At 64.2% G+C, this 19,423-nt stretch carries 21 protein-coding genes; 14 read left to right on the top strand and 7 right to left on the bottom strand.

The window, feature by feature from the left end; all coding sequences use genetic code 11:
* Nucleotides 1–48: 48 nt before the first annotated feature.
* Complete coding sequence (locus WAB17_RS09530; RefSeq protein WP_435417124.1) at nt 49–1,599, top strand: trypsin-like peptidase domain-containing protein; 1,551 nt, start codon at nt 49–51, stop codon at nt 1,597–1,599.
* Entirely contained in the window at nt 1,596–2,189 is a 594-nt protein-coding gene (locus tag WAB17_RS09525; protein WP_435417123.1) for a hypothetical protein, read from the top strand. Before WAB17_RS09530 ends, WAB17_RS09525 begins: the two co-directional genes overlap by 4 nt.
* Nucleotide 2,190: 1 nt before the next feature.
* Here WAB17_RS09525 and WAB17_RS09520 read toward each other — a convergent pair whose 3' ends face one another.
* The gene (locus tag WAB17_RS09520; protein WP_435417122.1) at nt 2,191–3,021 is read right to left on the bottom strand and encodes a TauD/TfdA dioxygenase family protein; all 831 of its coding nucleotides are present in this window, start codon (nt 3,019–3,021) and stop codon (nt 2,191–2,193) included.
* Nucleotides 3,022–3,231: 210 nt separating this feature from the next.
* On the opposite strand from WAB17_RS09520, the gene WAB17_RS09515 reads away from it, so the two are divergent.
* The 8 genes from WAB17_RS09515 to WAB17_RS09480 all read left to right on the top strand — a co-directional run bounded on the left by WAB17_RS09515 (nt 3,232) and on the right by WAB17_RS09480 (nt 12,075).
* A complete protein-coding gene (locus WAB17_RS09515; protein WP_435417121.1) occupies nt 3,232–3,798 on the top strand; it encodes a F0F1 ATP synthase subunit delta in 567 nt (188 codons plus the stop codon).
* Between the two features lie 4 nt (nt 3,799–3,802).
* A complete protein-coding gene (atpA, locus tag WAB17_RS09510; protein WP_435417120.1) occupies nt 3,803–5,332 on the top strand; it encodes a F0F1 ATP synthase subunit alpha in 1,530 nt (509 codons plus the stop codon).
* A 28-nt stretch (nt 5,333–5,360) separates the two neighbouring features.
* Nucleotides 5,361–6,230: a F0F1 ATP synthase subunit gamma gene (locus WAB17_RS09505; protein WP_435417119.1), complete on the top strand. Its 870-nt coding sequence runs from the start codon at nt 5,361–5,363 to the stop codon at nt 6,228–6,230.
* Between the two features lie 21 nt (nt 6,231–6,251).
* The gene (atpD, locus tag WAB17_RS09500) at nt 6,252–7,709 is read left to right on the top strand and encodes a F0F1 ATP synthase subunit beta (RefSeq protein WP_435417118.1); all 1,458 of its coding nucleotides are present in this window, start codon (nt 6,252–6,254) and stop codon (nt 7,707–7,709) included.
* A 5-nt stretch (nt 7,710–7,714) separates the two neighbouring features.
* Nucleotides 7,715–7,972 carry an ATP synthase F1 subunit epsilon gene (locus WAB17_RS09495; RefSeq protein ID WP_435417117.1) on the top strand — a complete coding sequence of 86 codons (258 nt, stop codon included), beginning with the start codon at nt 7,715–7,717 and terminating at the stop codon, nt 7,970–7,972.
* A gap of 150 nt (nt 7,973–8,122) precedes the next feature.
* Nucleotides 8,123–10,294 carry a prolyl oligopeptidase family serine peptidase gene (locus WAB17_RS09490; protein ID WP_435417116.1) on the top strand — a complete coding sequence of 724 codons (2,172 nt, stop codon included), beginning with the start codon at nt 8,123–8,125 and terminating at the stop codon, nt 10,292–10,294.
* Between the two features lie 63 nt (nt 10,295–10,357).
* Nucleotides 10,358–11,677: an O-antigen ligase family protein gene (locus tag WAB17_RS09485; RefSeq protein ID WP_435417115.1), complete on the top strand. Its 1,320-nt coding sequence runs from the start codon at nt 10,358–10,360 to the stop codon at nt 11,675–11,677.
* A 146-nt stretch (nt 11,678–11,823) separates the two neighbouring features.
* Complete coding sequence (locus WAB17_RS09480) at nt 11,824–12,075, top strand: DUF1153 domain-containing protein (protein ID WP_435417114.1); 252 nt, start codon at nt 11,824–11,826, stop codon at nt 12,073–12,075.
* A 109-nt stretch (nt 12,076–12,184) separates the two neighbouring features.
* Here WAB17_RS09480 and WAB17_RS09475 read toward each other — a convergent pair whose 3' ends face one another.
* From WAB17_RS09475 to glmU, 3 genes are all read right to left on the bottom strand, one after another.
* Nucleotides 12,185–12,508, bottom strand: coding sequence for a PilZ domain-containing protein (locus WAB17_RS09475; protein ID WP_435417113.1), 324 nt, complete (start codon nt 12,506–12,508; stop codon nt 12,185–12,187).
* A 121-nt stretch (nt 12,509–12,629) separates the two neighbouring features.
* The gene (locus WAB17_RS09470) at nt 12,630–12,830 is read right to left on the bottom strand and encodes a hypothetical protein (protein ID WP_435417112.1); all 201 of its coding nucleotides are present in this window, start codon (nt 12,828–12,830) and stop codon (nt 12,630–12,632) included.
* 68 nt (nt 12,831–12,898) lie between these two features.
* Entirely contained in the window at nt 12,899–14,260 is a 1,362-nt protein-coding gene (glmU, locus tag WAB17_RS09465) for a bifunctional UDP-N-acetylglucosamine diphosphorylase/glucosamine-1-phosphate N-acetyltransferase GlmU (protein ID WP_435417111.1), read from the bottom strand.
* Between the two features lie 61 nt (nt 14,261–14,321).
* On the opposite strand from glmU, the gene WAB17_RS09460 reads away from it, so the two are divergent.
* The 4 genes from WAB17_RS09460 to WAB17_RS09445 all read left to right on the top strand — a co-directional run bounded on the left by WAB17_RS09460 (nt 14,322) and on the right by WAB17_RS09445 (nt 17,706).
* Nucleotides 14,322–14,990 carry an HAD hydrolase-like protein gene (locus WAB17_RS09460; protein ID WP_435417110.1) on the top strand — a complete coding sequence of 223 codons (669 nt, stop codon included), beginning with the start codon at nt 14,322–14,324 and terminating at the stop codon, nt 14,988–14,990.
* A gap of 147 nt (nt 14,991–15,137) precedes the next feature.
* Nucleotides 15,138–16,070 carry an SDR family NAD(P)-dependent oxidoreductase gene (locus WAB17_RS09455; protein WP_435417109.1) on the top strand — a complete coding sequence of 311 codons (933 nt, stop codon included), beginning with the start codon at nt 15,138–15,140 and terminating at the stop codon, nt 16,068–16,070.
* A 71-nt stretch (nt 16,071–16,141) separates the two neighbouring features.
* Entirely contained in the window at nt 16,142–17,287 is a 1,146-nt protein-coding gene (locus WAB17_RS09450) for a hypothetical protein (protein WP_435417108.1), read from the top strand.
* A gap of 26 nt (nt 17,288–17,313) precedes the next feature.
* Nucleotides 17,314–17,706 (top strand): hypothetical protein, encoded by a 393-nt coding sequence (locus tag WAB17_RS09445; RefSeq protein WP_435417107.1) that lies wholly within the window; start codon nt 17,314–17,316, stop codon nt 17,704–17,706.
* A 3-nt stretch (nt 17,707–17,709) separates the two neighbouring features.
* Here the strand turns inward: WAB17_RS09445 and WAB17_RS09440 are convergent, their stop codons facing one another.
* From WAB17_RS09440 to WAB17_RS09430, 3 genes are read right to left on the bottom strand one after another with little or no spacing between them, the layout of a single operon-like run.
* Nucleotides 17,710–18,063: a DUF2794 domain-containing protein gene (locus tag WAB17_RS09440; RefSeq protein WP_435417106.1), complete on the bottom strand. Its 354-nt coding sequence runs from the start codon at nt 18,061–18,063 to the stop codon at nt 17,710–17,712.
* Entirely contained in the window at nt 18,063–18,770 is a 708-nt protein-coding gene (gene epsC / locus WAB17_RS09435; protein ID WP_435417105.1) for a serine O-acetyltransferase EpsC, read from the bottom strand. The genes WAB17_RS09440 and epsC overlap by 1 nt, the downstream gene beginning before the upstream one ends.
* A gap of 27 nt (nt 18,771–18,797) precedes the next feature.
* Complete coding sequence (locus WAB17_RS09430; protein ID WP_435417104.1) at nt 18,798–19,418, bottom strand: ATPase; 621 nt, start codon at nt 19,416–19,418, stop codon at nt 18,798–18,800.
* Between the last annotated feature and the right edge of the window lie 5 nt (nt 19,419–19,423).

Below are 19,423 nucleotides of genomic sequence, written 5' to 3'. Positions count from 1 at the left end.
GCGTCCCGAAGCTTGCGGTCAAAGCCTTTGCCCGCCAAACACCGCGGGATGTTGCGCCTCCTAGCCCTGTTCGCCGTTCTCCTTGGCCTGTCGCTGGGCACGCCGGCACCCCTTTCGGCCGATCCTGCCGACATCCAGGCGGCCGCCCGCGGAGTCGTCCGCGTGGTCATCATCGGCAGTGAAGGCGGGGAAGTCTTCCCGCTCAGCCACGGGACCGGATTCGCTGTCAGCCCGACGAGAATCGTTACCAACGCCCATGTCGTGCGCGACGCGGCAATGGACGAGGAACTGCGTATAGGCATCGTGCCGAGCGACGGCGATGATGCGAGCTATGCCCGGATCGTCATGGTCGATGCAGCACGCGACCTCGCGCTGCTGGAGATCACGGGCAGCCTGCGCCTGCCGCCGCTGACCCTGGCAGGCACACGCGAAAGCGAAGGGGCCGAAGTCGTCTCCGTCGGCTATCCGATGAACGTCGATCGGGCGCAGGGGCTGGAGATCGGCGATATCTTCAGGCCGCAACCGACGGTCAACAGCCGCGGCTTCGTCAGCGGCCAGCGGCCGAGCCGACAATTCGATTCCATCCTTCACACCGCGCCGATCGCGCGTGGCAATTCCGGTGGGCCGCTGCTCGACCAGTGCGGGCGGGTGCTGGGAGTCAACAGCTTCGGGGCCGAAAGCGACGGGGCCGACGCGGAATTCTATTTCGCCGTTTCCAACCGCGAACTCGTCCCATTCCTGCGCGACAACGGGGTGGCGGCGCGGGTGAGCAACGGGCCCTGCCGTTCGCTGGCGGAACTCGATGCTGAAGAGCAGGCCCGCTTGCGCGCGGAGCAGGAGCAGGCCCGCGCCGACCTTGCCGCCCGGAGCGAAAGCCAGCGGGAAAAACGCGCCCGGGCCGAGCTGGAGGCCGGCATGGCCGTACAGGCAGAGCGCGAGAACCGCATGGCCATGGCGCTGGTGCTGCTACTCGTTGCAGCGGGGTCCGGCTTCGCGTTCAGCCAGTTGCGGAATTCACCGGGCCGGGAACGGCACGCCCGCATTGCCGCAGGCGTCGCTGGCGTGGCCCTGGTCGCCGCGCTGGCGCTGTGGTTCACCCGTCCCGGTCTCGACGAGATCGACCGCCGCGTGGCCGAGACCATGACCGAAGAGGACGCAGATGCAAACGGGTCCGAACCGTCAAGCGCTACTTCGTCGGATGCGAAACTCGCGTGCACCCTGGTTCCGGAGCGCAGCCGCATCACCGGCGATCCTGCACCGACCGTCGAGTTCGACTGGACCGCCGGAGGCTGCGTCAACGGGCGCACGCAGTACGGTTTCAAGTCGGGCGAATGGAGCCGGGTGTTCGTGCCGAACGACGAAGCCGCCGTCTCGGTCGCGCGCTACGATCCCGAAACCCGCACCTACCGCACCGACCGCTACCTCCTCACCGCCAGCGCCATGGCCGAGGCGCGCAAGGCGCGCGAGGCCTATTCGACCCCGACCTGCAAGACCGAAGACGCCGCCGCCAAGCTGGGCGACCTGCAAAACGCAGTTACGAGCAAGCTGCCCGAGCAGCCGAACGAGCGGTTGGTGTATAAGTGTGAGGTGAAGAAATGAGCCGGACACAGTTGCTCATGATGGTAACGGCCGCAGTAGCACTGGTAACAGGCACATGGACTATCGGCCACTTCCATACTTCTAAGTCGGCGTTACCGAACGCAATCGATACAGAGTATCCCCTTGATGGGTTCGATCCCAATACTCCTGCCTCAATGGTTAATGAGAAGCAGCTCCAGAAGTTGGCCGTCAGCAGTTGTCGATGTGCCGGCGAAGCTGGAGAATCAGGGGAAAATGCCTGTTGGGCCGACTACAAAGCGGCGATTTCGAGGTTCAAGGTCTCCAATATGGCTTCCGCTTGCATGCCAGTGTCTTCGGAGGTTGATTGTATCGCTACAGATCAGGGTGAAGTCTGCATTTCCACGGGATTCGGGATTCCGGGCATCTGCACTACCCAAGAGGCCGCCGCGATAGAAGAAGCATGGCACACGGCATATGACTCAACCATCGCGGAGTTTGGGAGCAGCGGCGATGAAGCCACCGCAGCTGCCTTCGAGGCGGGAGACGCAGCTGTCGCAGATGCCGCAGGCAGGATCAGAAATGGCGAGACTATCGCGATGACCGGTCGTGGCGGAAGTTGCTCAGGGTGAGCTAAGCCGCCAGCGCCTCGCCGCTCAGCGTGATCCGGTGCATCTCGCGGGCGTAGCCCTGGTAGTCGTTGAGCGCGTAGTGCCAGGTCGTGCGATTGTCCCAGATCGCCACCGTGCCCGGTTCCCACTGCAACCGGCACGTGTTGTCCGCCGCCGTTGCCGCATCATAGAGCCGCTGGAGCAAGGGCATGCTTACCTCGCGCGTGCGGCCGACGATGTTTACGGTAAAGGCGCTGTTGACATAGAGCAGCTTGCGCCCGGTGTGCGGGTGGCGGATCACGACCGGGTGGACCGCGCCGGTCTTGAGCCCCTGCCCGCGCAGATCATCGCCCATGTCGGTCCGGGCGTATAGACCGCCCTCCTCGTAAATATGGTCGGCGGTGTGGAACGCCTCGAGCCCCTCGATCTCGGCCTTGAGGTCATCGGGCAGCGCGTCGTAGGCCTCGCCCATATGCGCCCACATGGTGTCGCCGCCGCTGGGCGGGAGGTGGCGCGCGACCAGCACCGAGCCCATCGCCGGGATCTGGTCGTAGGAATGGTCGGTGTGCCAGCCGCCGCCGATATTGGTGGTCTGGTCCTCGCGCTTGCGGACGATGGCAATTTCCGGATGCTCTTCGGTCAGCGGGAAGTAATTGTTGATGTCGATCCCGCCCCAGCGCTGGGCGAAGCGGATATGCGCCTCGGGCGTGAAATCGTGCTGCTCGCGAAACACCGCGACGCCGTGGTCGTAGATCGCCTGCTTGATCGCCTCCATCGCTGCACCGTCGGCGTCGGCCAGACTGATACCGCTGATTTCGACCCCGCATTTGACGGCCATGGGTGTGATGCGCATTTGTCCTCTCCCTCTCGCCCATTGTTATATTGCGGACCGGGAGATCGGGCAAAGCGGAAACACATGCTGCAAAATCTGCACCCGACTCGGGTTGCACTTCGCAAGGGCCGATGCTAGGCGCGCGCCAGCTTTGCCGGGGTGCCATTCGTGCGCCCCATTCGGCCCAAGCGATGCATCGTTATTCCCGGACCCGAAGAGGACCTCAAGCGCGTGGATATTTCCGCCGGTATTCAGGCTAGCCTGGCAGGGCGTTATGCCTCGGCTCTGTTCGAGCTTGCCGCAGAGGCAGGCCCCAAATCAGGAGGGGTCAGCGCAGTCGAAGGCGACCTCGAGAAGCTGAGCGCTGCGCTCGCCGAATCGAGCGACCTTGCCGCTGTCACCACCAACCCGCAGGTCAGCCGCAAGGACCAGGGCGCCGCCGTTGCCGGCGTGGCCAAGGTGCTGGGTCTTGCTCCGCTCACTGCCAACTTCCTCGGCGTGCTGGCGGACAATCGCCGGCTGTCGCAACTGCCCGACATGATCCGCGCCTTCCGCACCATCGCGGCGGCGCAGCGCGGCGAAGTGACCGCCGAAGTCGTCAGCGCCCATCCACTCAAGGACGACCAGCTCGAAACGCTCCGCGCCAAGCTGACCGCGCGCGAAGGCCGCACCGTGAAAGTTTCCTCGACCGTCGATCCGGACCTCTTGGGTGGCCTCGTCGTCACCATCGGTTCGAAGCGCATCGACGGTTCGATCCGCACCCGTCTCAACACTCTTGCTCAAGCCATGAAGGGCTAGTTCCATGGATATCCGCGCCGCAGAAATCTCCAAGGTCATCAAGGACCAGATCGCCAGTTTCGGCACCGAAGCGCAGGTCAGCGAAGTCGGTTCCGTTCTTTCGGTGGGTGACGGTATCGCCCGCATCCACGGCCTCGACAATGTCCAGGCCGGTGAAATGGTCGAATTCGCCAACGGCGTGCAGGGCATGGCCCTGAACCTCGAAGCCGACAATGTCGGCGTCGTGATCTTCGGCTCGGACGCCGAGATCAAGGAAGGCGACAGCGTCAAGCGGACCGAGACCATCGTGGACGTTCCCGTCGGCAAGGGCCTGCTCGGCCGCGTCGTCGATGCGCTGGGCAACCCGATCGACGGCAAGGGCCCGATCGAAGGCGCCGAGCGCCGCCGCGTCGAAGTGAAGGCACCGGGCATCATCCCGCGCCAGTCGGTTTCGGAACCGGTGCAGACCGGCCTCAAGGCCATCGACGCCCTCGTCCCCGTCGGCCGCGGCCAGCGCGAGCTGATCATCGGCGACCGCCAGACCGGCAAGACCGCCGTCGCCATCGACACCTTCATCAACCAGAAGGAAGTCAACGCGAGCGGAGACGAATCGAAGAAGCTCTATTGCATCTACGTCGCCGTCGGCCAGAAGCGCTCGACCGTGGCGCAGATCGTCAAGCAGCTCGAAGAAAACGGCGCGATGGAATATTCCATCGTCGTTGCCGCGACCGCTTCGGAGCCCGCTCCGCTCCAGTACCTCGCGCCCTACACCGGTTGCGCGATGGGCGAATTCTTCCGCGACAACGGCATGCACGCCGTGATCGTTTACGACGACCTTTCCAAGCAGGCCGTCGCCTATCGCCAGATGTCGCTGCTGCTGCGCCGCCCGCCGGGCCGCGAAGCCTATCCGGGCGACGTGTTCTATCTCCACAGCCGCCTGCTCGAGCGTGCGGCCAAGATGAACGACAGCCAGGGCGGCGGTTCGCTGACCGCGCTGCCGATCATTGAAACCCAGGCCGGTGACGTGTCGGCCTATATCCCGACCAACGTGATCTCGATCACCGACGGCCAGATCTTCCTCGAAACCAACTTGTTCTACCAGGGCATCCGTCCGGCCATCAACGTCGGCCTGTCGGTGTCGCGCGTGGGCGGTGCGGCCCAGACCAAGGCGATGAAGAAGGTTTCGGGCTCGATCAAGCTGGAGCTGGCGCAGTACCGCGAAATGGCGGCCTTCGCCCAGTTCGGTTCGGACCTCGACGCCTCGACGCAGAAGCTGCTCAACCGCGGTGCCCGCCTGACCGAGCTGCTCAAGCAGCCGCAGTTCAGCCCGCTGCCGTTCGAAGAGCAGACCGTGTCGATTTATGCCGGCACCAACGGTTATCTCGACGCCATCCCGACCGACCGTGTCACCGAATACGAAGCCCAGATGCTGAGCTTCATGCGTTCGGAACACGCCGACGTGCTCGCCGGCATCCGTGACAGCGGCAAGTTCGAAGGCGAAGTGGCCGACAAGACCAAGGCCGCGCTCGACGCTTTCGCCAAGCAGTTCGCCTGAGCCTGAAGAGACCACCTAGGGAGCCATCATGGCCTCGTTGAAAGAACTCAAAGGTCGGATCAACTCGGTCAAGTCGACCCAGAAGATCACCAAGGCCAAGCAGATGGTCGCCGCGGCCAAGCTGCGCCGTGCCCAGGCCTCGGCCGAAGCTGCGCGCCCCTATGCGGCGCGGCTGGCCGAAGTCATGGCCTCGCTCGCGGGCAAGGTATCGGGCGACAGCGCGCCGAAGCTGCTAGCAGGCACCGGTTCGAACCAGAAGCACCTGCTGGTGGTGGTCAACACCGACAAGGGCCTGTGCGGCGGTCTCAACTCGAACATCGTCAAGGAAGCCAAGCTGCAGGCGCGTAAGCTGATCGCCGAAGGCAAGGACGTGACTTTCTACCTCGTCGGCAAGAAGGGCCGCGCACCGATCAAGCGCGACTTCGAGAAGCAGGTCGCCGACGGGTTCGATACCTCGACGGTCCGTACCCCGGGCTATGCCGAGGCCGAAGCCATCACTGCCGAGCTGGTCGAGATGTTCGAAGCGGGCAGGTTCGACGTCGCGCATCTGATCTACCCGACCTTCAAGAGCGCGCTGGCGCAGGACCCGACCACGGTCCAGCTGATCCCAGTCCCCTCGCCCGAAGGTGCGACCGGCGGCGACGCAGTGGTCGAATACGAACCGGGCGAAGAGGAAATCCTCGAAGCGCTGCTGCCGCGCTACGTCAAGACGCGGGTATTCGGCGCGCTGCTCGAACGGGAAGCTTCTGAACAGGGCGCGTCGATGACCGCGATGGACAACGCCACGCGCAACGCCGGCGACCTGATCAACAAGCTGACCATCCAGTACAACCGCAGCCGCCAGGCCGCGATCACCACCGAACTTATCGAAATCATTGCGGGCGCGGAAGCGCTCTAAGCTAGGCTCAAGGAAACCAACATGGCTACCGCACCTGCCCTCAACCAGACCACCAATGGCACCATCAGCCAGGTCATCGGCGCCGTCGTCGACGTGCAGTTCCCGGGCGAGCTGCCCGCGATCCTGACCGCGCTGGAAACCAAGAACGGCGACAACACGCTGGTTCTGGAAGTTGCCCAGCACCTCGGCGAAAACACCGTCCGCACTATCGCCATGGACGCCACCGAAGGCCTCACCCGTGGCCAGGAAGTGGTCAACACCGGTGCGCAGATCTCGGTTCCGGTCGGTCCCAAGACCCTCGGCCGCATCATGAACGTCGTCGGCCAGGCGATCGACGAGCGCGGCCCGATCGGCGCGGAAATGACCGCCCCGATCCACGCCGAGGCTCCGGCCTTCATCGACCAGTCGACGGAAGCCGCCATTCTCGTCACCGGCATCAAGGTCATCGACCTGCTCGCGCCTTACGCCAAGGGCGGCAAGATCGGCCTGTTCGGCGGCGCGGGCGTGGGCAAGACCGTGCTGATCCAGGAACTGATCAACAACATCGCCAAGGGCCACGGCGGCGTGTCCGTCTTCGCGGGCGTCGGTGAGCGTACCCGCGAAGGTAACGACCTCTACCACGAATTCCTCGACGCGGGCGTTATCGCCAAGGACGCCGAAGGCAACGCCACCAGCGAAGGCAGCAAGGTTGCCCTCGTGTTCGGCCAGATGAACGAGCCTCCGGGTGCCCGTGCCCGCGTCGCCCTGTCAGGCCTGACCATGGCCGAATACTTCCGCGACCAGGAAGGCCAGGACGTGCTGTTCTTCGTCGACAACATCTTCCGCTTCACCCAGGCCGGTTCGGAAGTGTCGGCGCTGCTCGGCCGTATTCCTTCGGCGGTGGGCTACCAGCCGACCCTGTCGACCGACATGGGTAACCTGCAGGAACGCATCACCTCGACCACCAAGGGTTCGATCACCTCGGTGCAGGCGATCTACGTCCCTGCGGACGACCTTACCGACCCGGCGCCTGCAACCTCGTTCGCACACCTTGACGCGACGACCACGCTGAGCCGCGCGATCTCGGAACTGGGCATCTACCCGGCGGTGGACCCGCTGGACTCGACCAGCCGCGTCCTCGAACCGCGCGTCGTCGGCCAGGAACACTACGAAACCGCCCGCAAGGTTCAGGAAACGCTGCAGAAGTACAAGTCGCTGCAGGACATCATCGCCATTCTCGGCATGGACGAACTGAGCGAAGAGGATAAGCTGACCGTCGCCCGTGCGCGCAAGATCCAGCGCTTCCTGTCGCAGCCGTTCCACGTCGCCGAAGTCTTCACCAACATCCCGGGCCAGTTCGTCCAGCTCGAAGACACGGTGAAGTCGTTCAAGGCTGTCGTCGACGGCGAATACGACCACCTGCCGGAAGCCGCCTTCTACATGGTCGGCGGCATCGACCAGGCGGTCGAGAAGGCCAAGAAGCTGGCCGAGGAAGCCTGATCGCGATGGCACTCCACTTCGAACTCGTCACGCCAGAGCGTCAGGTCCGCTCCGAGGACGTCCACATGGTGGTCGTCCCCGGCACGGAAGGCGAGTTCGGCGTGCTGGAGGGCCATGCGCCCTTCATGTCGACGATCCGCGACGGCGCGGTTCAGGTCTACAAGACCGAAAACGCGCAGCCCGAACTTATCGAAGTCCGAGGCGGCTTCGCAGAAGTGGGCGAAAACGGCCTGACGGTCCTTGCGGAGCACGTCGAGGAGTAAGCAAAGGCGCACGCCGGAAACGAAACGGGCGGTCTGCCAGGGCCGCCCTTTTTCGTATCGACGAACGGCGCTTTTCACCCTGCAAAGCGCCTTGCCTTCGCTGCCCAAGCCGCCAGACTGCCGCGATTGCAATGCAAAGGGGCTGCAACCATGAAACTCGTCTCCGCCCGCGCGCTGGCTACCGGCCTGGCGCTCGCCACTCTCGCGGCTGCGCCGCTCGCCGCACAGGATGGTAACACCGTGACCGATACCGAATGGGAATCCGCCAACGATCCATTCATCTGGCTGGAGGAAACCCGCAGCGACCGCGCGCTCGACTGGGTGGCGAAGGAGAACGAGAAAACCATCGCCGCCCTGCAGAACGACCCGCGCTTCGAGCAGTTGAAGGCCGAAGCGCTGGCGATTTTCAACGCCGACGACCGCGTGCCGGGCGTCGCCTTCACCCATTACGGCCTGATCAATTTCTGGCAGGACGCCAAGAATCCCAAGGGCATCGTCCGGCGCACCACCATGGAAAGCTGGCGCACCGCCACGCCGCAATGGGAAACCATCCTCGATGTCGATGCGCTCGCCGCCGCAGAAGGCAAGGAATGGGTCTATGGCGGCATGTCCTGCCTGCCCCCCGATGGTACCCGCTGCATGGTCTCGCTGTCGGACGGCGGCAAGGACGCGAGCGTTGCCCGCGAATTCGATCTCGAAACGCTGAGCTTCGTCGAAGGCGGTTTCGAGCTCGTCGAGAGCCAGGGCGGTGCGAGCTGGGTCGACCAGGACACCCTGCTCGTCAGCCGCAATTTCGGCCCGGACACCGTGACCGAGAGCTTCTACCCCTTCACCACCCGCCTGTGGAAGCGCGGCACTTCGATCAAGGATGCCCCGGAAATCTTCCGCGGCGACAAGACCGACGTTTCCGCCGGGGCCTACCTGCTACGCGACGGCGAAGCCACCATCCACGGGCGGATGGCCTATCGTGGCATCTCGTTCCACGAGCGGCTCTATTTCTACGAGAAAGATGGCCAGTGGCTGCAGCTCGACCTGCCGACCAAGGCCGGGCCCTATGGCATCATCGACGGGCAGATCCTGTTTTCGACCGACGTCGACTGGGCGCGGGGCGGCGTGACGTTCCCGGCGGACTCGATCGTCTCGGCCGATCTCGAAGCGTGGAAGGCCGATCCCAACGGTGTGCCGATGACGCTTGTCTGGGCCCCGGGCGAGCGCCAGACCAAGAGCGGTGCGACTTCAACCAAGTCGAGCCTCTATGTCAGCCTGCTCGACAACGTCCGCGGCAAGGTGCTGAAGTTCGACTTCGCCGACGGATCCTGGAGCAGCCAGCAGATCGCCCTGCCCGACAATTCGACCGTCGGCATCGCCACCTCGTCGGACGAAACCGACGAGATCATGTTCACCTCGACCGATTTCCTAGCGCCCGGCACCTGGTATTACGCCAAGGACGGCGTGACGTTGGAAGTGGTCAAGGAAAGCCCCAGCCGCTTCGATGCCACCGGCATGGAAATCGAGCAGTACGAGGCGGTCAGCAAGGACGGGACGACGATTCCCTATTTCATCGTCAAGCCAAAGGGCATGGTGATGGACGGCACCACCGCCACCCTGCTGACCGGCTATGGCGGCTTCCAGGTGCCGCGCCTGCCGGGCTATCTCGGCTCGACCGGCAAGCTCTGGCTGGAGCGCGGCGGCGCCTATGTGCTGGGCAACATGCGCGGCGGCGGCGAGTTTGGGCCGGAATGGCACCAGACCGCCATTCGCGAGAACAAGCAGCGCACGTGGGACGATTTCATCGCCATCGGCGATGACTTGGTCGCGCGCGGCTTCACCTCGCCGAAGCATCTCGGCATCCAGGGCGGATCGCAGGGCGGCCTGCTGGTCGGCACTGCCTTCACCCAGCGGCCCGACCTGTTCAACGCCGCCATCGTCCAGATCCCGCTGTTCGACATGCTGCGCTATCACCTGATCGGGCGCGGCGCCTCGTGGATCGGCGAATATGGCGACCCGCGCATCCCCGAGCAAAAGGCCTGGATCGACGGCTACTCGCCCTATCAAAAGCTGACCGCGGACAAGACCTTCCCGCGCATCATGTATGTCACCTCCACCGCCGACGACCGCACTCACCCCAGCCACGGCCGCAAGGCGGCGGCACGGATGGCGGCAAACGGCCAACCCTACCTCTATTTCGAGGAAACCAAGGGTGGCCATTCGGGCGGCGTTGACAACGAACAGCGTGCCATGCTGCAGGCAATGCAGTGGGTCTATCTCATGCAGCAGCTGATGGACGGGCGGAGCGAGCCGGGCAGCGGTTCGGGGGAATAAGAATTGTGGACGGGCGGCCCTTCGGGGTCGCCTTGCCACCTTTCGAACCATACCGTCGGCCCCATGGGCCATCCGACCGCTAAGGAAACCATTGCTGAACCGGGCTTGGCCGCGCTGGCGGGAGTATGCGCGGTCGTGATGGTTGGACTGGCGCTGCCGTTCTACGCCGTCTCCACCTATGACGGCGGGGTTCGCGTGCCAGTCGACCGCTGGTTTGCAACGCCCCTGCTGGCAATAGAATTCCTGGTGGTGGTGATGTGCCTTCTGGCACGCTGGAACCCGGTGGCCTCGCTTCGGGAGATGCCGCGCCCGGTTCGGCTGGGGATCGCGGTGTGGCTGGCCGGCGCCACCGTATCGAGCATTTACGCCGTTCGCCCCGACGACTCGTGGTTGATGCAGGGAATCTGGCTGCTGCATGGGACTTTCGCCATCGCCTTGTGGTCGCGCCTTTCCGGCCCTTGGCGGAGCGCCCGACCGGCATGGCTCATCAGCCTCACGCTCGGCCTGCTGGCCCTCTCGGCCGTGGTCTATGCCGTTGCTGCCGTATACGGCGGTGACGACAGCCTGCCGTGGGAAGCCTTCAGCGTCGCAGTCGCCAATCCGCGCCACTACGTTTTCTATGGCGCGCCCCTGCTCGGCCTGGCGGTCGGCTGGCTTGCCCTGGCCAATACCAGGAGGCAGATGACCCTGGCACTCGTTTGCCTGTTCCTCGCCTATCACCTGCTGGCATGGTCAGGCGGCCGCAATGCGCTCGGCGTTGCGATCATGTTCCCGGCATTTTTCGTCCTGCTACATCGGCCCGGCTGGAAGCGCGTGCTGCCGGCCTGTCTCGCCTGTGCAACACTAGCCTACCCCGCGACCCTGCTGACCGCGCCCGATCGGCCCATCTACGGCTTCGGGTCCTCCTCCGACCGTCTGGCCGACAACAGCTACGGCAGCGGGGTCAATGCCGCAGGCTATTCCTCCGGCCGCGGCATCCTGTGGGAAGCGGGTTTCGAAATGATCCGCGAACGCCCGGTGGCGGGACATGGCCAGTTCCAGTTCGATCTGGTGCTCGACCGGGTGCCTGACCGGAACATGCTGCCGCTCATCCGGCACCCGCACAATGCGGCGATCCAGTTCGTATTCGACTGGGGCATATTTGCGACGGCGGGGCTGGTGATCATGCTGGTACCGTTCGCCCTGTCCATGCCGCGAAGATTGCGCACGGAGCCCGGCGTGGCGGTCCCGGCGTTCGGCGGGCTTTTCGCGCTTGCTATGACCTCGGCGTTCGACGGCACCTATTTCTTTACCGCTCCGCTGTTCATCACCGCCATACTCCTCGCGGCACTTGCGACAGTGAAGCTGCAGGCGGTCCGCCGCAGCGATTCCATCGACGCCTGACAGTCGGTCAGGGATGCGTGGAAACGCTTCGTCGCGCCCCATGCACCATTCGGGTGCTTAACCTTGCGACAACCATCTTCGACAATCCGGAATTAAGTGCACTCCGCAAGATTGGCTTCACAGGGGGCCAACGCAGGAGAAGTCACATGCCCTATCCCCCGCACGAAACGATCGCCTCGCGCATCAAGCGTGCAGGCCTCCCCGAGAGCCACGACATCCACTGGTCGGAAAGCCGCAAGCGCGAGGTCGTCCAGGCGGTGCGCGACAAGCTGATCACCTTCGACGAAGCCCGCTGGCGCTACTTGCTAAGCCGGCGCGAGTTCGAAACCTGGGAGCGCAAGGTCGACGGCGCGCAAAGTGCGCCTGCCGAGCGGTCACGCGAATACGAACCCGGTTGAATGATCTACTCCGGGCAATCCGGCCCGGTACCCGGCAAGCCGCTCGTTGAGGTCGAGGTCTCGCATCCCCTGTTCGAGACCGCGACCGAAGGCGGGCGGCTCGTCGATGCTAGGATGCCTTGCGGGCAAGCTCGCCAAGGTCGCCACCGCGACAATACTGGTGTGCGCTCTCGACCACGGAAGGATGGAGTTTGTCGACCAGGGCGATGCCGAACACCCGCCCTTCCGTCCGCGTCACGCGGCCGACGAATGTGGGCAGCACGCCAAGCTTGATAGCAATCAACTGGCCCATGGCAAGCGCATGCCCTTCGGCCAACAATATGCGTGCTCCGGTGCGCGACATATCCAGCAGGAGGATATCCTGCGGACACTGGCCATCGCGAAGACCGGCCTTGGAAAAGACCGTGATGCGGGGATGCGTGCGTCGTTCCATAATCCGTCTGGCTACCTGCTTCAGTTCCGTGCGACCGGAAGGAACCCTCGGACAATTGCGTTAAGTCATACTCTGCAATGCTTAAAAGCTTGTAAAACATCCACCCATGCCGCCCCGGTCGCTAGCGCCGATAGGGGGCATTGAAATCGGCTGGTTTTTTGCGGATCCACGACACGAACCGCGCCAGTTGCTCGCTTTCCAGCAGCAGCTCGCGATCGGTGCCGAACCGTTTGAGTTCCGCATTGGTGTAGCAGGCGTGGATCGCCTTGTGGCAGATCGGGTGAACCGGCACCGTGTCCCGACCCTTCTTCGCCTTGGGCACGGTGTGATGCCACTGGATCAGCGTTTCGAACGGACGCTGACAAAGCCAGCAAATGGACTGATCCCCGCTCAGCCCTTCTTCTCCGCCGCCTTCTTCCTTTTCATCGTGTCGTGGAAGCGGTCGGCCCAGCCGGGTTTCACCGATTGTTCGGCGCGTTCCATGCGCAGTTCGCCGTCGGCGACGTCGCGGGTGACGGTGCTTCCCGCCGCGACGATGGCATCGCGGCCGATGGTGACCGGGGCGACCAGCGCGCTGTTCGAGCCGATGAAGGCGCGTTCACCGATCACGGTCTGGTATTTGAAGTAGCCGTCATAGTTGCAGGTTATGGTGCCTGCGCCGATGTTCGCGCCCGCGCCGATGGTGGCATCGCCGAGATAGGTCAGGTGGTTGGCCTTGGCCCCTTCTCCCAGCGTCGCCTTCTTCATCTCGACGAAGTTGCCGACCTTGCTGCCCTTCATCAGTACCGCACCGGGACGCAGGCGGGCATAGGGGCCGACTTCGCAGCCCTCCCCGACGGTCGCTCCTTCCAGGTGGCTGAAAGCGCGGATTATCGCACCGTCGGCGATTTTTACCCCGGGTCCGAAGACCACATTCGGTTCAACCACGACATCGCGGCCCAGCTCGGTATCCCAGCTGAAGAACACAGTTTCGGGCGCCTTGAGACTCGCCCCTTCGGCCATCGCCTCTTCGCGCTTGAACTGTTGCCATTGCGCTTCGGCAGCGGCGAGTTCGGCGCGGCTGTTGATGCCCGCGACTTCTGCCGGATCGGTCTCGACCGACATCACCCGCAAACCCTCGGCGATGGCGTTGGTGGCGACATCGGGCAGATAGTATTCTCCCTGCGCGTTGTCGTTGCCGACCGACTTGAGCAGTCGCCACAAATCGTCGCTATGCGCGATCAGCACGCCCGAATTGCACAGGTCGCACTCGAGCTCGCGATTGTTGGCGTCCTTGTATTCGACCATCTTGAGCACGCTGCCATCCTCGGCGGTGATGATCCGGCCGTATGTCAGCGTGTCGACGGGGCGGAAGCCGAGCACCGCCACCTTGGTCGCATCGTCCAGCGCATCGATCATCCGCTGGACCGTCTGTGCCTTCACCATCGGCGTATCGCCAAAACAGATCATGACGAGACCGTTGAAGCCCTTGAGAGCTTCCTCGGCCTGCAAGGCTGCATGGGCCGTACCGAGCTGCGGCTCCTGCAGCGCTACGGTGACGTTGCGGCCGGCCACCGCGTCGCGCAATTGCTCGTGCCGGTCGCCGGCGATGACAACGGTGTGCGAGGGGTGCAGCGCCTCGAGGCTGTCCATCAGGTGATCGAGCATCGCCCGCCCGGCGATCGGGTGCAAGACCTTGTGCAGGTCGCTTTTCATGCGGGTGCCCTTGCCCGCGGCAAGGATGACGGCGGCGAATTCGCGTGTCTGGTTCATGGCTTGGCCCTTTGCCAGCAATGTGTTGCAGTTTCCATAGCATCCCGGCATCGCCCGTCGCATGGCAGATTTCCGCTTCAGCGCCGTGGGGTTCGATCTCGACGGCACATTGCTCGACACCTTCCGCGACCTCGGCATGGCAGTGAACCATGCGCTGCAATTGGGCGGGTTCGCGCCGGTGCCGGTCGACAGCTCCAAGGACCTCATCGGCGGCGGGGCCAAGATCATGCTGGCGCGCGCGGTGGAACAGCAGGGCGGCTTGCCGGAAGCCGAGTTCAAGCCGCTCTACAAGGAAATGCTCAGATACTACGCTGCCAACAATGCGGTCCATTCGCGGCCCTATCCGGGCGTGGAGCAGGCGCTCGACGAACTCGCCGCCAGGGGCGTGCAGATGGCGGTGGTGACCAACAAGTTCGAGGAATTCGCCCGCGGCATTCTCACCACGCTGGGCCTCGCCGACCGCTTCGTGACCATCATCGGCGGCGACACCATGGGCAAGGGAAACGCCAAGCCAAAGCCCGATCCCGTCATTGAGGCGCGCCGGCGCTGTGGCGGGGGCAGCTTCGCCTTCGTCGGAGACTCCAGCTACGATGTGGCTGCTGCCAGGGGGGCGGACGTGCCGGTGGTGGTGGCCGCCTACGGCTATTGCGACATGGTTCCGCACGAGCTCGGCGGGGACGCGGTTATCGAACGATTCGACCAATTGTTGCCCGCGCTCGAACGATTGTAACAGCGTCAAATCGCCCTGCCCCTACGGCATCGGGCCTAACCGAATTGCGTGTTGCAACGCACCTGCGAAAGTGCCACCCAGCCGCCAGATTGACGGACACGTAAAGTCCGCAAGCCCCCTTTCAACGTCTTTCAGGAGGACATCGCCATGACCATTTCGTTCAAGGACAAGGTAGCCATCGTCACCGGCGCAGGCGGCGGCCTTGGCCGCGAGTATGCGCTCGAGCTCGCCCGCCGCGGGGCCAAGGTCGTGGTCAACGACCTCGGCGGTTCGCGCGACGGCACTGGTCATTCGGACATGGCGCTGAAGGTGGTCGAGGAGATCGAGGCCATGGGCGGCGAAGCTATGTCGAACGGCGGGTCGGTCACCGAATTCGAGCAGATGGAAAAGATGGTCGCCGACGCCAAGCAGAAGTGGGGCGGCGTGCACGTCCTCATCAACAACGCCGGCGTGCTGCGCGACAAGACCTTCGCCAAGATGACCCCGGAAGACTTCGAATTCGTCCTGAAGGTGCACCTGACCGGCTCAGCCATGGTCACCAAGGCTTGCTGGGAAACCTTCCGCGAACAGGCCTATGGCCGCATCCTGATGACCGCCAGCAGCACCGGCCTGTTCGGCAACTTCGGCCAGGCCAACTACGGCGCGGCCAAGCTTGGCCTCGCCGGCCTGACCAAGACGCTCCAGCTCGAAGGCGCGAAGTACAACATCAAGGTCAACACGCTGAGCCCGGTCGCCGGCACCCGCATGACCGAAGACCTCTTCCCCGAAGAAGCCTTCAAGCTGTTCGACCCGGTCAATGTAGTCCCGGCCGCGCTGTTCCTCGTCAGCGAGGATGCGCCGACCAACGCCATCGTCGGCGCTGGCGCCGGCGGCTATCACTCGGCCTGGACCGTCATGAACGACGCGGTCTGGCTGCGCGAGGAAGACCGCACGGTCGAAGGCTTCGCCGCCAACTGGGACAAGATCAGCGACTTCTCCAACCTGACCGCCCCGCAGAGCGGCAGCGAGCAGTCGGGCAATATCCTGAAGGCCATGCAAAAGGTCCTCGGCGCGGGCGTGCCGACCAGCACGCGCGGCTGATCCGCCAACTGTATTGACAGCATAATACACCGGGCCTATCCTCTACCCCTCAACAGGGAGGGGAGAGCCCGGTGTATTCGCAGGACGAGATCAATTCGGCGGTAGCTGCCGGGGCCTTGAAGCAGGAGGCAGCCGATGCGCTGCGGGCGCATGTCGCGGCAATGCGGCAGAGCCCGGTTACCGACGAAGAACAGTTCCGCCTCGTCACCAGCTTCAACGACATTTTCGTCGCAATCGGCGTGGTGATCATGCTGGTTGCTGCCGGGGCCATCGGGCAGGCGATTGCGGGCAATATCTTCCCGCTACCGGCCAACTTCAATTGGGAAACGGCGACCCAGGCCGACTTCACCGAGTACAGCAAGGCCCAATTCGTCAGACAGACGATGCAGATGATGCTCGCCGGGGTGCTCATCGCCGCAACCGCATGGCCATTGGCGGAATTTTTCACACGCAAGCGGAGAATGGCCCTTCCCAGCATTATCCTGCTGATTGCATTTGTTGTCGCTGTCTTCGCGGCGGTCGCTGGCGGATCCATCGGCCTCCTCGGCAAGAACGAGGAAATGGGCCGTATCGGCGCTGTGATGCTTGCCTTGTCCGGCGTCATTGCAGCTGGGGCTGCATGGTTTCACTGGCGCCGCTTTATGGTGCCCATCACTGTCGCTGCCGGAGCAGGCGCGGCGGCTGTCACCGCCATCGCCCTGATCTTCGCCATCATCGGGCCGAACAATCTCGACAATGGCGAGAACATCGTCCTCGGGCTGGTGTTCCTTGCGGGCCTCGCGATCTTCGCCTTCGCCATGCGCTGGGATGTCAGCGACCGCGAGCGCAAGACCCGCCGCAGCGATGTCGCCTTCTGGCTCCACCTGCTGGCCGCGCCGATGATCGCGCATCCGATCTTCTACGCGCTCGGCGTGACGCGCGGCGACGCCATCGGTGTCGGTGCTGCGGTCGGCGTGCTGGCGGTCTATGTGCTGTTCGGCCTCGTCGCGCTCGCTATCGATCGGCGCGCGCTGTTGGTGTCCGCCCTCGCCTATGTGCTGGCGGCGCTGACCTTTCTGTTCGATAGGTTCGGCGCGGTGGAGCTCAACGTGGCGCTGACGGCGCTTGTGATCGGGTCCGCGCTGCTCTCGCTAAGTGCGTTCTGGACCCCGATCCGGCAGGCCATCGTCGGCGGCCTGCCCGGTGGGGTGCAATCACGCCTGCCGGTCGCTGCCTGAGCAATGGCAAGGGAACGGCACGCTCGGTGAATGTCTTGACCGCCTCGCGCGAGGGCCCGTTGCGCCTGTTCCAGAGCATCCTCATCTGCGCGCTGGCAAGCCTGTTCATTTTCTACCACGTCACGATGCTGTCCGACTTCGTGCAGGGGCGAAATCTAACCGGCGACGGGCTCTACAACGGTGTGCAGGCAGCATTGCGCGTGGGAATCATCGCCAGCCTCACCCTTGTTGTTTTCGGGAAACGATTTGCGCTCTGGACGATGTGGTTCAGCATCCTCGGACTCATTGCGACCCACTACTGGGCCCATTTCGGTATGGTGGAGGCCGACTTCACCATCGGGCGCCATCCGCTTTCCTACCTCAAGGGCCTGATCATGCCCTCGATCGTGACGACCGCCTTCCTTTACCGGCGTGCCTGAGCGCTAGTCGCCCACCGCCTTGACCAGACGCCGCTCCATCGGGGCGAGCACGCCGGCAAGATCATGGCCGCGCTTCAGCACCTGCCCGTGTTCGCCGAACAGCGTCCACATGCCCTGCTTGTTGCGCAGTGCCGGGCGCTTCTCGACCCGGGCCTGCGGGCGCTCGGCGGCGCGGCGGAAGGCAGCGAACACCGCGACGTCACGGGTGAAGTCCATCGCGTAGTCGCGCCATTCGCCAGCGGCCACCATGCGGCCATAGAGATCGAGGATGCGCTGGAGTTCCTCGCGCGCGAAGCCGACCTGGTTTGGCTGCCTGCCCGGGAACGCGACGACGGTGTCGCCGAAGCCGGACTTCATCAGCTATCGGTCCCGCTGCGGCGCGCCACTTCCTTGGGCTCTGCAGTCTCGCGCTCGGCTCGCAGTGCCGCGATCTCGTTGCGCAGGTCCTTCAGCTCGGTCTCGAGCTTCTCGAAACAGTCGACCCGGTTGCCCTCGGCATCTTCGCACGGGGTCCCGTAGGGGATGAATTCACGCGCCCATTCCTCGGCCGGGATCAAGGTCGACCGGGCCTTGACCCCGATCATGGTCGCGCCTTCGGGCACATCGTCCATCACCACGGCATTGGCGCCGATCCGCGCGCGCTTGCCGACAGTGATCGGGCCGATCACCTGCGCGCCGGAGCCGATAATGACATTGTCGGCAATGGTCGGATGCCGCTTGCCGCCGATGCCATTGGTCGGATTGGTCCCGCCCAACGTGACACACTGGTAGATCGTCACATTATCGCCGATCTCGGCGGTTTCGCCGATCACGGTGAAGCCATGGTCGATAAAGAAGTTGCGCCCGATCTTCGCGCCCGGATGGATGTCGATCGCGGTCAGGAAACGGCTGAAATGGTTTACGAAGCGGGCGAGGAAAAACAGCCGGGCTTCGAACAGCCAGTGCGCCACACGGTGCAGGCCGAGCGCCAGCACACCGGGATACAGCAACACTTCCCCTCGGGTCCGCGGTGCAGGATCGCGCTGCTGGATGGAGTCGAGGTAGTCGATCAGGCTTTTCAGCATCGGCGGGAGTGTCCCACTTTTCTTCCCTTAGAGCAAGCGCGCCTGCTCCGGGCCATGAACGGCTTCCAGCGCATCGCGCCAGATCCCGAGGGTCGGCGGCAGCTTCCTTTCGAGGCTCAGCCGGTCGATTGTCGCAACCAGTTTCTCGATACCCGCAAAGCTGCGTGTCGTCCTGGGTACCAGATAGGTAAGCGCATCCTCGCCCAGCACAAGGCCGAGCCGCGCGGCATGGCTGACCATGAGGTCGGCAACCATGGCGTCGTCGGGCGTGCCGATGGCGAGATGCTGGGCAGCGCCAAGGCGGGAGCGGAGATCGGGCAAGGCAATGTCCCACCCTTCGCCATCGGCGACCAGCAACAGTTTCTCGCCGCTTTCCTGCGCCCGGTTCCAGCGATGGAACAGCTCCGTCTCGTCGTGCCGGTCGGCACCCTCGACCACCGTCCCCAGCCCCTTGCCGGCAAACCAGCGCGCCAGCAGCGACTTGCCCGAGCGCGGCGGCCCCATGAGGATGGCGGTGCCGAAGGGCCAGGCCGAAGGTTCGGCAAGGATTTCGATGATGCGGGCATTGGCGTTGCCTACCACAATCCGCAAAGGATCGGGCGGGAGCGCCTGCGACAATGGCAATGCGATCTGCGAAGCCTCGGCCACGGGAG

It is taken from the genome of Parerythrobacter aurantius, from assembly GCF_045291475.1.
In the GTDB taxonomy this organism is placed as follows: domain Bacteria; phylum Pseudomonadota; class Alphaproteobacteria; order Sphingomonadales; family Sphingomonadaceae; genus Parerythrobacter; species Parerythrobacter aurantius.
The sequence above is the reverse complement of the archived record's forward strand: the minus strand, read 5'-3'. Positions and strand labels throughout refer to the sequence as shown.

What these genes read in the sequence shown, in the direction of transcription:
- WAB17_RS09440 (WP_435417106.1), bottom strand. Translation starts at nt 18,063, where the DNA reads ATGAAGTCCGGCTTCGGCGACACCGTCGTCGCGTTCCCGGGCAGGCAG.
- atpA (WP_435417120.1), top strand. Translation starts at nt 3,803, where the DNA reads ATGGATATCCGCGCCGCAGAAATCTCCAAGGTCATCAAGGACCAGATC.
- WAB17_RS09480 (WP_435417114.1), top strand. Translation starts at nt 11,824, where the DNA reads ATGCCCTATCCCCCGCACGAAACGATCGCCTCGCGCATCAAGCGTGCA.
- WAB17_RS09455 (WP_435417109.1), top strand. Translation starts at nt 15,138, where the DNA reads ATGACCATTTCGTTCAAGGACAAGGTAGCCATCGTCACCGGCGCAGGC.
- WAB17_RS09485 (WP_435417115.1), top strand. Translation starts at nt 10,358, where the DNA reads ATGGGCCATCCGACCGCTAAGGAAACCATTGCTGAACCGGGCTTGGCC.
- WAB17_RS09530 (WP_435417124.1), top strand. Translation starts at nt 49, where the DNA reads ATGTTGCGCCTCCTAGCCCTGTTCGCCGTTCTCCTTGGCCTGTCGCTG.
- WAB17_RS09525 (WP_435417123.1), top strand. Translation starts at nt 1,596, where the DNA reads ATGAGCCGGACACAGTTGCTCATGATGGTAACGGCCGCAGTAGCACTG.
- atpD (WP_435417118.1), top strand. Translation starts at nt 6,252, where the DNA reads ATGGCTACCGCACCTGCCCTCAACCAGACCACCAATGGCACCATCAGC.
- WAB17_RS09460 (WP_435417110.1), top strand. Translation starts at nt 14,322, where the DNA reads ATGGCAGATTTCCGCTTCAGCGCCGTGGGGTTCGATCTCGACGGCACA.
- WAB17_RS09495 (WP_435417117.1), top strand. Translation starts at nt 7,715, where the DNA reads ATGGCACTCCACTTCGAACTCGTCACGCCAGAGCGTCAGGTCCGCTCC.
- WAB17_RS09475 (WP_435417113.1), bottom strand. Translation starts at nt 12,508, where the DNA reads ATGGAACGACGCACGCATCCCCGCATCACGGTCTTTTCCAAGGCCGGT.
- WAB17_RS09505 (WP_435417119.1), top strand. Translation starts at nt 5,361, where the DNA reads ATGGCCTCGTTGAAAGAACTCAAAGGTCGGATCAACTCGGTCAAGTCG.
- WAB17_RS09490 (WP_435417116.1), top strand. Translation starts at nt 8,123, where the DNA reads ATGAAACTCGTCTCCGCCCGCGCGCTGGCTACCGGCCTGGCGCTCGCC.
- epsC (WP_435417105.1), bottom strand. Translation starts at nt 18,770, where the DNA reads ATGCTGAAAAGCCTGATCGACTACCTCGACTCCATCCAGCAGCGCGAT.
- glmU (WP_435417111.1), bottom strand. Translation starts at nt 14,260, where the DNA reads ATGAACCAGACACGCGAATTCGCCGCCGTCATCCTTGCCGCGGGCAAG.
- WAB17_RS09520 (WP_435417122.1), bottom strand. Translation starts at nt 3,021, where the DNA reads ATGCGCATCACACCCATGGCCGTCAAATGCGGGGTCGAAATCAGCGGT.